Origin of the sequence: Fibrivirga algicola, from assembly GCF_011742925.1 — a bacterium.
GTDB lineage: Bacteria > Bacteroidota > Bacteroidia > Cytophagales > Spirosomataceae > Fibrella > Fibrella algicola.
Genome location: NZ_WAEL01000002.1, coordinates 599,440 through 614,056 on the forward strand (window position 1 = coordinate 599,440; position 14,617 = coordinate 614,056).

Below are 14,617 nucleotides of genomic sequence, written 5' to 3' on the forward strand. Positions count from 1 at the left end.
AGCCTGGCGAAAGACCTACAGCGCGAAGCAGCAATGCGTGACCTAACCCTGCTGATCAACGCAATTAATCTTTATACGTCCGCTTCAACCAAGCAGTGGGCACGGGGATGATGCAGATGTTCATCGACTTGTTGTCGTCGGAGAGCATGGCTGACTGAATCTGGATGCGGGTACCGTCGGGACTGAAGGTGGGGTGCGGGTGGTCGGCGGCGGTGGTTTTATGGCCTGCCGACAGTAAGATCATTTCACGGGTGTGGCGGTCGATCAGGTAGATATTGCGGGCGAAGTCGTCACCCACGGCCCAGCGTCCGTCTGACGAACCGTGTACGTGCCAGAGGCCACTGCCGCTGGGTGTTTGACCGGCAATGGTCATCTCCCGGGTGCGTAGGTTCACAATACCCAGCCCGGTTGGTTTCTCGCGCGTTCCCGATGGGCCCCAATCGGCTTCCTGACCGGGGTTTTGCACGTCGGGAGTAGTAGCGGCTTTGTCGGTCTGACTAACTAATGCCGCCGTGGTCATGGCTACTTTCCGGTGGCCCATGATCGCAATCGCTACCTCATCGCGGCTGATAACGGCTTCGTGGGTTACCCATTCGTAGTCTGATTCGGGGTAGAGCGGGCGCAATCCGGTGCCGTTAGCGCGGACGGTCCAGGTACGTTGGGGCGATTTGCCACCGGTTTCCCAGCAGAATACGATCTCGCCCGGCACAAATGGGTTCGTCTGAATATGGCCCACCTGAAACGGAACCGAGACGATGTATTTCACTTCGCCCGTTTTTACGTTCATGCCCGCCAACCCCGCCGGACCAGCACCCATTTTTCGGGGGCCAAACGAACCTTCAATTTTGGTATTGGCGGCCAGGTGCTTCGTGGCTTCGGTCTTGCCAACCCGGAAATACACCCATTCTTCATCAGCATCGAGCGCCATATCGCCACCGGCACCTAACTCGGGAGGGGTAGTGCCGCATACACGCTGATAGGCCGTTTCGGGCTGTAGTTTGCCCGCTTCACTGTCAGAAAATAATTTGGCGAGGTCAACCTCAACAATTTGCAATGACGCGTTCTGACCGGGCTCTCCTCTCCGTTCCGGGTTCCGGACGGGATTGCGCATAAAGTACAGCTTCATCGACTTGGCGGCGATGTTGAGCATGCCAACATAACCGCCTTCAGTCACCTGCACCTGCTCGCCCGTCTTTTCATTGACTGCAATTGCTTCGTTCTTCACCCGGTTCGAGCGGTAGATGAGCCATTTCCCGTCGGCGGTCCATTGCCGGTGTGTCTGGTAAATCTTCGAATCACCAGTAGGTTTACTGGTCAGAAACGTCAGCGGCGTACCGGTAATAGGGTCTTTTATGACCTTACGCTCCGAAGGGAAGCGCGTGCCGATCTGCGCCTGGGCTGCTATTCCTGCCAGAAGCAGCGTGATCGAGGCAATCGTCCTGATTTTCATTTATAATCGTAGGTTTCGAAGGGCCTGGCGAAAGCAACCTATAGCGCGAAACAAAAACGTTACTTCATTTTAAAGGGCAGGAACCAGTTGTTCTTGTCCATCAGCTTTGTACGCACGGCCTCGGCGTTAGGGTTATTTGCTTTTCTCAGCTTCTGATACACCTTGTCGGCCAGGAAAGCAGGGTCGTTGCGGCGCAGGGCCACCCGAACCAGATCGGGCCAGCGCTGCCCTTCGTAAGCCAGCTCCAGGGCCGACTCTTCGATCAGCGAATTCTCGATCGATACGGTGCTATCACCTACAACAGGTACGTTCTGCAGGTTGGCCCGGCCCCGGATACCGTTGTTACGATACCACGGATCACGGAATAGGGGTACGTCACCGTTCCGGGCGAAGAAATCATAGGGCGCCACATCGAAGGTCGACTGTTGGAATGTTTCGTCGCGGCCAACGGGATCTGAATCGAAGGTGGTTGAGATACCGTTGTTCAGCAGCGCATACGCCAGTTTGCGGCGACCATTCCGGTTGGCAGCTTCAGCAAAACGCAGGTGCAGCGTGGCGGCCCGGTACAGAAACCAGTTGCCGTTTTTCTCCTGCAACGTAGCCCCGATCGGCAAGCCCGTGTTTGGATCGAGGTAGTTGTAGAGGTACTTCATGATCACCGGGCTACCGGCTACCGTTTTATAGGTCAGGCGACCGCGGGCATCGAAGGGGAAGTTGTTGGTCTGTTTCTGGCTGTTCCACAAATCAATGGCCTGCTGCGCCGGAGCCAACTGATACCGACCGTTGATGTTCGAAAACAGATCAACAAAGGGGTTCTCTGGTTTGAAGTTCTTGTCGAACGGCATAAACCAGATCCACTCATAGTTGAACCAGTTTTCGGTGCTTCGACGGGCAAACATCGACCGCCAACCAAGGGTATTGGCATCGGCCAATCGGTTTATACTGCTCACACCGTCCAGATAACCGACCGAGAAATCGTTGTTGTTGGTGCCGGCATAATGGATCTTATAGGTGGCGTAGAACGCTTCTGAGTTGGGATCAACGCCTGTCCGGGCCGCCGTTTCCATCACCAGTTTGTAGGTCTGGGCGGCTTTCAGATACTGATTATCCCAGAGATACAGATCACCCAGCAAAACGTGCTTGTTGATGAAAAACTTGTTCAGCGGGTAGCCGTCAACCGGGGCGGCAACGATCGATGTATTCGACGTGTATGGCTCGCGATACACCGACGGAATAGCCTCCATCGTGGTGATCAGTTCCTTTATCAGCGCGGTCAGTTCCATTTTAGGTACCGAAGACACAGCAGCCAGGTCGGTCACATTCTCGTAGGCCTCGGTTACGTACGGAACAGAGCCAAAGTGAATTCCCAACTGCAAGTACACCCAGCTCCGCAGGGCCGTAATGTCGGCGGCGCGCTGGTTGTATTCGTCAACGCGCATCTTGTTCTGCTGCAACATGATCTTGAAGTTCTTCAGGATGTCGTTGCAATTCAGGATCACTTCGTAGTAAGGCCGTGGGTCGGCATAGGCATTACCCGCCACCACGTCGTGGTTATTGATCTGGCGCAGTTGTTCGTCGGCTCCCGCCGTTACGTCCATCAAGTCGGCCCTTAATTCGTTCAACACCACATACTGCTTGGCCAGGGTCATGAATTTACCGTACACACCCAGTACGGCAGCATCGGCATCGAACACATTGCGGTAAACCTGCTCAGACGAAAGCGCATCTTTAGGGTCTACATCAATCAGGTTGGTACAGGCCGACACCCCGGCAAGCAGGCACGTAACCAGCCCGGCAATACCTATCTTTTTCTTAACTAGTAATTTCATAGCAGTAGCGGCAAAGAGATTATAGACCAAACTTGACACCGATCTGAACAGACTTCTGAATGGGTTCGAGTGTATTATCGACCCCCTGGCCAAACAGGCTGTTGGTGGCGTTAAACTCCGGGTCATAACCCAGGTACTTGGTAAAGGTCAGCAGGTTACTGGCGCTGGCGTAAAGTGTCAGGTATTTCAGCAGCGTCCGGTTGATCGGGAAGTTGTAAGCCACCGATACACTCCGAAGCCGGATGTATGAGCCATCTTCAATCCAGCGGTTCGAGAAGCGGGCGTTGCCCAGCGGGTCGCCAAGGGTAGCTCTGGGTACGTCGGTCACCTGCCCGTCGCCGCGCCAGCGATTCAGCGTAGCCTGCGACTGGTTGTTAGTTCCCGACACTGACTCCAGCACATTGCGGGTGTAATTGTACAGGCTATTGCCCGACACAAACGTGACCAGCGCCTCTACCGACAGATTGCCAAAGCCGATGTGGTTATTGATGCCGCCGAAGAAATCGGGGGTCGGTTTTCCAATGATCTGCCGGTCTTTTTCGTCAATGATCTTGTTGTTGTCCAGATCCACGAATTGAACATCACCACCCCGGAAGGGCCGCAATGAACCATCTTTCAGCCGTGTCTGCAACCCGGCGGCGGTTGCCTGCGCATCGGTAGCAAACACACCCTGCGCCACATACCCGTAGAAGGCGTTGGGAGCCTGACCAGTGCTGGTCAGGTATGTGGCCGGTCCAAACGTATTGATCAGGTTACCGTCGGGAAGCTGGTCAATGACCGACACCGCGCGGCCAATGTTCATACCCAAATCCCATTTCAGGTTCGGCCGATTCAACAGTTTCACATTCAGGGTAGCCTCTACTCCACTGGTTGTCATGCCACCTCCATTGCGCAGCATCGTTGAGATCCCCGCCACGGTTGGCGTCGTCTCCAGGATGAGCATATCGGTGGTTTTGTTCCGGAACACGTCGAGGCTCAGGCTTACCCGGTCGTTTAGCAGGGCCATATCCAGGCCAAGATTTGCCTTTGTAACGGTCTCCCACTTCAAAGCCGGATTGGCAATATTGCTTCGAATCAGGCCCTGAATACCCAGTAGGTTTTGCCCTACATAGTATTGCCGCGATCCGTAGTTGCCAATATCGTCATTGCCTACCCGGCCGTACGACGCCCGCAGTTTCAGCAGATCGAACGGTGAATTGGCCATGAACCGCTCTGATGAAATCTGCCAGGCCGCCGATACGGCGGGCATCAGTGCGAACGGCATGCCACCGATCTTGATCGACTCCGTAGCCACCTGCTTCCCGAACCGCGATGAACCGTCGAGGGCAGCACTGAGCGTCAGGAAATATTTGTCGGCAAACGCGTAGTTCATAGTCAGGTACGTGTTCAGCCAGTTGTATTCGCCGAGACCACCACCCAGGTTATTAAGTAAGGAAACGCCGTTACCCGCACTGATGAGCTCGTCGGTTGCTGAGTTGTAACCCAAAATACGATCCTGTTCTACCTTGCTGTTCAGGAAACGAACCCCAACGCGGGTAGAGAATTCGTGCCGGTAATTGATCGTTTTCGCGTACGACGCGTAGGCTTCCGTGTTAAAATTGAATAGTCGCTTCGTCTGCGAACCCAACTGGTTCTGGGCGATCGCGTTGCTTAGCGTATCGCTCAGTATACCCCGACGCGGCACGAAGCGGTTCTCTTTGATCTTATCGAAAATCACCGACACGTTGGCTCCCAGTTCCAGACCCGGTGCCACATTGTACTGGAGACCCAGCCCACCAACGAACCGATAGGCCCGGTTGCTGGCCTGCATCAATTGGCTGACAACCGTTGGATTGCCCACTTTGAAAATGTCTTCATCGGCATAGTCAGGTGAGGCAATCCCAGTCGGCGAAATTTCGTAGTCGCTTAAAAACGGGGCCTTCACCAGCGACAGGAAAACTGGGTTTGTTTTAGGCGCAAAGCCCATGTCTTTCACGTTCGCTTCATTGTAGGAGAAGCTCATGTTGGCAACGCCTTTCAACCGATTGCTCAGGTTCAAATCAGCATTGAAGCGCGTGCTGTACTTGCTCACGTTCGACTGCGCCAAAGCCGTATTGTTGGTCAGGTAGTTCATCGACAGGGCGTACTTGGCAATGTTGTCGCCGCCTGTCACCTTCAGATACATGTTGTTCGACAGGCTGTTGGTGAAGAGTTTCTTCTGCCAGTCGGTAGTGTTGTGGTATTGGTAATACGTACCTGAGTTGATCGCATCATTGAAATACGGCAGCGCCTGAAGTGCTTCCGTCGATACACCACCTGAACTCAGCACATTACCCAGGTACGTCCGGTAATCCGATGCATTCAGAAGAGGCAATGAGGTTGGTGCCAGGTTCATCCCTCCGTTCATCGCCAGATCAATTCGGGTACCCAGATCCCTGGCCCGCGAGGTAGTAATCACGATTACACCATTGGCTGCCTTTGTCCCGTACTGCGCCGTCACGGCAGCATCTTTCAAGACTGTAATGTTGCTGATATCGCGGATGTCGATGTTGGCAAGCGGGTTTTCTGCATAATTGTTTGTCAGCGAGCTGCCGTAGGTACCATTGTCGTAAACCATATTATCGACAATGATCAGCGGCTGGTTTGTGGCCGAAAGTGACGTGTAGCCGCGCAACAACAGGTTTGCCCGCGCATTGCCCATACCCGACCCGCGGATGCTGTTCAGTCCGGCAATTTTTCCCTGTAGATACGAATCGGGTGTTTCATTGTATCGCGTCCAGATATCAGACATATCGGCGGTGGCGGCAGCATTGGTTAGCCGGTTGGCGGGCACAACGTGATTGGCCAGCACCAGCGGGTTGAACAGCGACGGCCGATCGCCTTCGTTGAGGGCAACGTTCAGTGTTTTCCGTCCGTCGATAGCCACCTCGCGGCTTTGATACCCGGCGATTTCGACGCCTACCGACACATTTGCGCTGGGTACAGCCAAGGTAAACCGTCCGTCGTCGCCGGTAATTGAGGTTGTCAGGTTTTTATAGAATACCCGGGCACCGGTCAGTGGCTTTTTGGTAGCGGCATCGGTAATCACCCCGCTAATCTGCGCACTCAGTTTCGGTGGTGCCTTGGCAGCCACTACGGTTACGTATTCGGCTCCGTCCTGGCCGTTGCTCACTAGCGAGACGAGCACCAGCCCAGCTACGCCCAGCACCAATCGGCCTGCCCGGTAAACTGCCTGAGTTGATTGTATAAAATGTTGCATCGACGGTATATCTAATAAGTAGCTGTCGGGGATACGCACCTGATCGACAGATCATAACGAGTTTAAAGTACAGGAACCAGCTTGATGTAATCCAGCGCCATGCTATTAGTACCACTGGCAATGAGGTACATATCAAGCGCGCCAAACGACGTTGTGGTGTATTCGCCCAGCAGCACTTCCGAGTAGTTATCGTTCGGTACGGCGATGTTGGCGAATGTCGTAGACGTTAGGCTCCCCATGGCAAGTCGCTGGCTCACCACGATCGGCAACGTATTGGTCCGGTAATTTCGGGTCTGATCATTCAGGGCAACCCAGTACACCTTGTACTTCATAGCGGGCACTTCGGGCACCCGATAACGTACCCAGAAACCGCTCACACCATGGGCAATAACCGACAAGTCGCGGAAAGTCTGACCGGTAACGGGGCTTAGTTTTTCCCGGATGGCGATCACCGTCGACCCTACGTTTTGCAGCTGCGACACGTAATTTTCGCCTTGTACAACAATGGGCTGCAGCTTCACCGCTGGCTTCACATCGGCCTTGCTGAACACATAGGCGATGCCGTTGCTCAGGTTGACAGTACGAACCAGCGCTGTTTTGTCGAGTGGTACATCGACGCCAAATTTTGATTTCAGTACGGCGGGCAGCTTATCGACCGTGTACAGGCCTTCTACCGCCAGGTCTTTCAACACCTGGTAGCTGGCCAGGTTGTAGGTACTGTCGGCGGTGCTCGTTTTAAAGTAGGGCGACAGCTTGGTTACTTCTGTGGCAAACGCGTCGTTTGTCAGCAAAATGTATGTAAACTGCTTTGACTCATCGGCGAGGTTATACACCAGGTCGGTAAACTTGTTTTTCTGCTCGATGCCCGTTCCCGGCCGATACACAGGCCGACCTGTTGTGGCGCTGATGCTGTCGACAATCGCTTTCTCCGGATTAAGTACCAGATATGAAAGTGCTCCCAGCACCTTATTCTGCACGTATGTCTCTTTCGATGAGTTGACAAAGCTCATCAGGTTTGGCAGTACTGCCGAGGCTTTATCGAGTGTGTGCAATACCCCATTTGCCACGTACCTGTTGGCGTTTACCACCGTCGACTCGCCCATGCGGCCATTGGTAAAGGTTACGTATTTGCCGTTCAACATCTGCACCCGCACTTCCTGTGTGGCACCGGGCAGGGGGTACGTTTGTAACGCAATGTGATTGCCCACAAACGACTTTAGCGCCGTAGTATCACTCAGCGAGGCCAGGTCGACGGTTTCCAAGGCTTTGTTGGTTGGAGCCCAGACCGTATAATTTTTCGACGCGCTGATCAGCTTATCGTAGCCACTCTTGACCAATAATTCGCTGAATTTGCTCAGTTCGGGCTGTGCGTTGATTTCGCTGTACAGGGTTCTGGCCAATGCGTTATCTGCCACGGTGATCCGATCGTCCCATTGCTTACAGGCCGCTATACAGATGCCCAGCAGGACAATCAGCAGGAATGAATACTGTTTTTTCATTGCAGAAAGAAAAATGAATGAAGCCGGGTTGCCGAACGAATTAGGGAACAAGCGTGCCATTCCGGTTGAAGCGTGGCCTTGTCTGGGGCATGTCAATCGGGATGAAGTGCACCATGTCGAGGTTATTGTTATTCTGTGTACCCGAAATATTGGTCAGGCGGAACATGTGGCGGTCAGTGGTTTTTATATCGATGATCCCCAACAGTCGACCAGGCAGGTTCCGGTCAGTACCGGGGTCGCTATACAGCTTCCAGCCCAACGCCTCCAGCTCGCCTTCTGAGCCCGCCGGTGCGGTGTCGGTAAAGGCCATTGGACGGGGGAGCATTTCGCCATCTACGCTACCCTGGCAGATGTTGACCGACCCACCGCTTTGCTTCTGAAACCGGTAGCACACCCACACTTTGTAACGACCCTTCACCAGCATCGGTGTTTTCAGGTCAACCCACACGCTCCGGTTTGGACCGCCCAACGGGATCATCAGGTAATCATTCCGGTACACCGAGAAGTTGGAGGCGGTCGTGTAGATATACGATAAGTTGAAGTTCGAACGCTCCCAGTTGATGTCTTTCACCGAACCGTACACGAAATCATAGCTCCGCTTGCCAAAGTAGGCGGGCAGTTTACGGATCTCCGGGAAGTCAGCCACATCCCAGTATACAGGCGTTGGCTTCCGAACTTTAGACACAAAATGACCCGTGGCACTGTGGATAACGCCGTTGGTCGCCGCGTTGTCGCTCAGTGCCCGGTCCAGCACTACGCCTGGCTCGCGAACGCCATTGAACTCATCATCATTGATCAATACAACCTGATCTTCCAGCTTCGAGGTCACCACCTCAAGCGGCACTTTGGTCACGTGCGACTGCGACGTAATGATATCGGCCAGGTACTTGGCCCCGGGCAGCATGTGGTAGGCTACGTACAGGTTCAGGCTATCGGTTTTGCTGCGGGGGTTTCCCGTGTTCGAATACCGTTTCTTCAGGGCCTCAAACGAGGTAAAGCCAGCTTTGCCCAGGGCGGTATTCGATTCGGCCAAAACGGTAGTCCACCGCCTGTCGGGGTCGGCATTTACGATGTTCAGCGAGTCGTAATAGCCGGTTTGTTTAATGGCTTCGGTGAAGATCGAGTATGCCGGGTCTTTTTCCAGCGTCGCCGCCAGCGTCAGCGTGGCTGGTTTCAACACGTTGTCGATCACGTGCAGAATACCGTTGCTGGTAGTGATGTTTGTTTCCAGCACCAGTGCCTGCCGGTTCAGGCTATAGTTTGACGTGCCGTTGGTAAATGACACACCGCCCAACAGGTACTGCCCATACATGGTCACGAGGGGTAGCTTCCCGTCTTTAAACGACTTGGTAGTCAGCGTATCCCGAATGATGTGAATCTTGGCAATGTCCTGCGCTTCTTCCTTTGTCAGGGTCGCGGCGGTCTTGTTCAGCGCCTTCATGTATGACTGCACACCCGCGTTGGTTGGCACAAACATGGTGTATGCGCCATACGCGTCGAGAAAGCCTTCATAGCCGGCCTTATCGAGGATCGCCGTAAACTCTGAAAAGCTCTCAGGGCGCGTTTTCAGGTAGCTAAACATGTTCGCATCGCTCGTGGTGGTCTGCACGAAGTCCTGCTCACGGCACCCAATCAGGTACACCAGCGGCAGCAGGATGACGAGCGTGAGCAGTATGGAATTACTAAACTTTTTCATGGCTTTCTTGATCGGAAAAGTTCTGTTTATTCAAAACCAACTGACTACTTGTAGAAGGGATTCTGAACCAGCAGCTTATTCGTCTGTAACTCGTACTGAAAAATGGGCAGGTAATGACTGTTGTAGTCCTTGTATTTGGCAATTGCCGACTGCTGTCTGTCGGGCGGAACGCTCCGCGCTACCATGTCGAGCAGGATGTCGAGGCGCTTGTAATTATTCCGTTTAGTGTGCCGCAGCACATCGTACCAGCGCTTGCCTTCGAAGGCCAGCTCACGGGCACGTTCTTCGAGAATGTAGTCCATCACCGACTCTGTATCGGCCGGATCGGGTGTTTTGAGCGTACCTACCAGCGCCTGCGCCCGGTCGCGAATTTGCTGCACAATGGCGAGGGCTTCCGGTCCACGTTTCAGCATAGCCAGTGCCTCGGCCTTCATGAGCAACACGTCGGCATAGCGATACACGATCCAGTGCGCATACGATTCGTTGATCACGCGCAGGGTGGTTCCGTTCAGGCTTACGTACTTCCAGATGGTGCCATCCGTAGCCCGTACCGCCGATTCATCGCCGCGAAGGTCCTTCTTAGTATCATCCTGGAAGTCCTGCGTGTATACATCATCGATCACATACGAACTGGCCTGGAACCGGCGAGGCGCAACGAACATACCGTAGAAGCCATTGATGCGCTGTCGATCGTACTGTAATTCGAAGATTCCTTCATTTGAATTACCCTGCACGAATACTTGGTTATGGAAGGCGTTGCCCTGGATCAGACCAAATTTGGCGCTGCTGGTGATCTTGTTGCAGGCAGCCAGCGCCTCATCGTATTTCTCCATCCAGAGGGCTACATCAGCCTGAAGAGCATTTACCATGTAGCGAGTGACACGCCCCTTATTTGAAGCAACATCGCCATAGGTCAGCGGTGCATTCGGCTCGGCTTCAGTCAGGTCTTTGACCACCTGTGCCAGTATCTCGTCTTTCGTACTCTTAGGAATGGGCGTAATCTGGTTATCTGAGAACGTAGCGTCCAGCTTCAGGGGTACGTCGCCAAAGGTGCGGGCCAGGTAAAAGTAAAGTAACGCCCGAAGGGCTTTGGCCTCCGCCAAATTCACGTTCAATGCTTCCTGCGTGTACGTCTTGTCGCTCTCGAGAACGGTAGGCGCAAACTGGATAACGGTGTTGCAGTAGTTAATGATCTGGTACACACTGCGCCAGTTGGCAATACCGTTGCTGGGCAGCAGGTTGACGTTGATCATATCCGTTTCATCAGGCCGGGTCAAAAACGTCGACGTGATCATGTCGGCCCGTAGTTCACCCCAGAGAAAGAGCGTCTCGGGCAGGCCGTTGAGCATACCAGCGTAACAGCCCGTAACGGCAGCCTGCACCTGCTCTTTTGTGCGCCAAAATTCATCTTTGGTGATGCCATCCTGCGGGCGCAGATCCAGGTACGTATTGCACGACGTCGGCAGGAGAAGCAGCAACAGGGCCGATACGCTATAGATTAATTTCTTTACCATCACTCAGTATGTTCAGAAGCCATTGATTGTCATTACGTTGGTTAGGCGACGCCGAATCCGAGTGGTTATGGTCACTCTTTTTTGAGGCAACCAATCACCCGAGGGCTACCAGCGTAATGTCGTGTTAAAATGAAGCGGTGAGACCCAGCGTAACCGTTTTGGCAGGCGGCGTCATCGAGTAGTCGATCGCAATCCGGAAGGGGTCGTTTCCTCGCAGGCTCACCTCGGGGTTTTGGCCCTTATAGTTGCTCCAGGTATACAGGTTCTCCACGGTCAGGTAGCCGCTCAGGGCCTTCAACCGCAGCTTATCGAGCACGCTTTTGGCAAAGGTGTAGCGCAGGGTCACCGTTCTGAACCGCAGGAACGAGGCATCTTCTACGTAACGGCTAGAGCCCAGCCAGTTGTAGCCCGCCCCAAACAACGCTCTGGGTACGTTGGTCACGTCGCCCGGCTGACGCCATCTCGACAACACCTCGGTGCTCTGGTTGTCATACGAATACATGGCCGTGGTCGACATGCGGGTTCCATTCACAATGTCGTAATCGGACCGGAAGTTGAAGAACGCTGTCAGCTTAAGTCGATCACGCCAGCCGATGCTTCCTCCGAACCCACCGGTAAAGGCGGGGTTACTGTTGCCTAGGTAGACGATATCCTGGTAGTTTATGTTGCCGTCGTGGTTGATGTCTTCGTACATGGCATCGCCCGGCTGGAAAATATAATCGGTGGCGGGGTAGTTGAAACGCATCCGGACGCCCTGTCCATCGGGGGTGATGATGGGTTCACCATTCCGACCGCGTGCTACCGTTGCTGATTCGTCTTTATAAACACCTTTGTAGCGGAAGCCATAGAACGAACCAAATGGGTTGTTCTCCTGGATATACGATTTGTACTGTCCGTTGGCGGTGATATTACCGGCCTCCCGCGGGTAGAGATCAGAGATTTCGCGGATGACGTTGATGTTACGGGCGACGTTCATGTTGAGGTCGATCGTAATATTCTTTGTCTTGTACGGCGTGATGCCGAGGTTGATTTCCCAGCCCTGGTTATCCAACGTACCCACGTTCATGTCGACGTTGTTGAAGCCAGTGTACGACGGAATTTGCAGCCCCCGGAAGAACAGATTATTTGTCCGGTTCTTGTACAGTTCGGCATCGAGTGTGATTCGCCGCTTCAGCATGATCAGGTTCAGACCGAAATTCTGACCAATCAGGGTTTCCCAGCGTAGGTTTTGCAGTTCCATGCTGGATGGCACGATAGCAGGCGAGCCCAGGTAAGACCACGGCAAGGTTGTGTAAGTGCCAAAGAACGTGTAGTCGTTTCGCGGCGCATTACCCGTTTGACCGTAGCTGGCCCGTAACCCCAGAAAGTCCAGGTATTTGTTGAACCGTTGCATCCAGGGCTCATCAGAGATTGTCCACTTACCCGATATCGACGGAAATACGCCGTAGCGGTAAGCCGGACCAAAACGCGAGTTACCGTCACCCCGAACACCGACGTCGAAATTGTATTTGCCTTTGTATCCGTAATGAACGTTCCAAAGAAGACCGACCGTGCGGGTTTCATATATCGACGAGGCGATTGACGAGGCCGTTTGCCGACCCGTATTTGATACGTCTTGTAGCAAGTCAGAGGGCGTGTTCGGAATCGACGCCTGCTGCGTAATACTCTTATTGTCAGCCGTATTCAACACCCACAAGCTCGAAAACTGGTGATCGGCATTGGTGAACTGTGGTGTGTAGAGCAGCGATGACTTCGTAATGACACCAAACACATCGGCATCCCCATCGTAGGCCTGGTTCACCGCCGAACTAGTGTACCGCTGACCGGTGGCAATCTGAGGCAGGAACGTCTGGCTCTTGGTATTATTAATATCGAACTGCACATCAACGGCCAGCATCCAGACGTTTGGTTTCAGGTCGTATTGCAACTGAAAGTGCGGGATGATCCGGTCAGTTGTAATGGTGTTCTTGGCACTGTTGGCCATAGCCACCGGGTTATACGTAGCCGGATACTGCCCCTGAATGTTGTTGAGCGGCGAGAAATAGTTGGGCGTCAGTACCCCAAACTCATTGTACTCGTACACGCTCATGTTGGGCATCTTCGTGTAGGCGATGCTCCGCAACAAATCCTGCGTGGCAGTAGCGTTTACGTAGTTACGGTCGTTGCTCGAGTGCGTAAAGGCCAAATCAGTCCGGAAGCGAATCCGGTTCGATACGTTATAATCGAGGTTAATCCGGGTATTGATCCGGTCTAAGCCCGTACCGATGGTTGTTCCCTGTTGCGAGAAATAACCCAGTGACGCATAGTAACGTGCTTTTTCGCCCCCGCCGCTGATGGCCAGGTTATGGTCGAGCGAGTTACCGATCTGCGTAATCCGGTCGATCCAGTTAGTGTTGTTGCTGTAGTTGTTGAACCAGTACGGGTCATTCGGGTCATACTGAAATTCTTTTACTTGTTGGGTATTCAGGGGCAACCCGTTGCGGTTCATATACTCTTCAGGAATCAGCGACGAATACTGATCGCCCGACAGCATGGGAATGGCATTGGGCTGCTGCGAAACCGACCCTTTGAAGGTGTACGTAATTACTGGCTTACCAACGTTCCCACGCTTCGTTGTGATCACCACTACCCCACTTGCCGCCCGCGATCCCCACAGAGCAGTAGCAGCGGCATCTTTCAGGATACTGATCGTCTTAATGTCCGACGGCGCGATGTTCAACAGTTGTGCGTAGCCCAGTTCATCGGCTGCACCGAAGTTGAAGTCCGACGGAATCTGCGTTTCATAGGGCATTCCATCAACCACAATCAGGGGATCGACCGATGAGTTGATTGACGACGTACCCCGAATCCGGATTTGCATACCCGCGCCGGGGTCACCCGAATTAGCCGCGATATCAACCCCCGATAACCGGCCCTGTAGCATCTGGTCGATCGATGTACCCTGCATTTCTTCCAGTGCCTTGGCGTCAATCTTCGACACGGCAAGTGTTGAGTTGCGTTCCGACACCGAGAGTAGTCCGTTGTCGGTTTGTGCAGCCCTGACAACCACCTCATTCATTTCATTAGCCGACGATTCCATGTAGGTATTCACCACACGCCGACCACGCACCGGAATACGAACGTTTTTGTAGCCAATGCTCGAAAAAGCGAGGGTGTTGTTCTCATTGGCCATCCGAATGACGTAGTTACCGTCGATATCAGACGTCACGCCTTTCACAATCCGGTTGTCTTTGTCGAGTTCGGCCACCGTAACGCCAACCAGCCCGGTACTGTCTTTGGCGTCTTTAATTTTACCGCGCACCGAGTTGGCTGTAGCCGGGGTCTGCGCCGCCGCGCTCAGGCCATTGAGCAACATACCCGCTATGACTAGTACTTGTAGAAATGAGTTCAT

At 53.6% G+C, this 14,617-nt stretch carries 7 protein-coding genes; all 7 read right to left on the reverse strand.

The window, feature by feature from the left end; genetic code table 11:
- Positions 1-64: 64 nt before the first annotated feature.
- The 7 genes from F7231_RS07660 to F7231_RS07690 all read right to left on the reverse strand — a co-directional run bounded on the left by F7231_RS07660 (position 65) and on the right by F7231_RS07690 (position 14,617).
- On the reverse strand, positions 65-1,450 hold the full coding sequence (locus F7231_RS07660; RefSeq protein ID WP_085412095.1) for a TolB-like translocation protein: 1,386 nt from the start codon (positions 1,448-1,450) through the stop codon (positions 65-67).
- A gap of 59 nt (positions 1,451-1,509) precedes the next feature.
- Entirely contained in the window at positions 1,510-3,279 is a 1,770-nt protein-coding gene (locus F7231_RS07665; RefSeq protein WP_085412094.1) for a RagB/SusD family nutrient uptake outer membrane protein, read from the reverse strand.
- Positions 3,280-3,298: 19 nt separating this feature from the next.
- Positions 3,299-6,517, reverse strand: coding sequence for a SusC/RagA family TonB-linked outer membrane protein (locus F7231_RS07670; protein ID WP_166691470.1), 3,219 nt, complete (start codon positions 6,515-6,517; stop codon positions 3,299-3,301).
- A gap of 62 nt (positions 6,518-6,579) precedes the next feature.
- On the reverse strand, positions 6,580-8,016 hold the full coding sequence (locus F7231_RS07675; protein WP_166691471.1) for a fasciclin domain-containing protein: 1,437 nt from the start codon (positions 8,014-8,016) through the stop codon (positions 6,580-6,582).
- A gap of 40 nt (positions 8,017-8,056) precedes the next feature.
- A complete protein-coding gene (locus tag F7231_RS07680) occupies positions 8,057-9,712 on the reverse strand; it encodes a fasciclin domain-containing protein (RefSeq protein ID WP_166691472.1) in 1,656 nt (551 codons plus the stop codon).
- Positions 9,713-9,756: 44 nt separating this feature from the next.
- The gene (locus tag F7231_RS07685; protein ID WP_166691473.1) at positions 9,757-11,226 is read right to left on the reverse strand and encodes a RagB/SusD family nutrient uptake outer membrane protein; all 1,470 of its coding nucleotides are present in this window, start codon (positions 11,224-11,226) and stop codon (positions 9,757-9,759) included.
- Positions 11,227-11,350: 124 nt separating this feature from the next.
- Entirely contained in the window at positions 11,351-14,617 is a 3,267-nt protein-coding gene (locus F7231_RS07690; RefSeq protein ID WP_166691474.1) for a SusC/RagA family TonB-linked outer membrane protein, read from the reverse strand.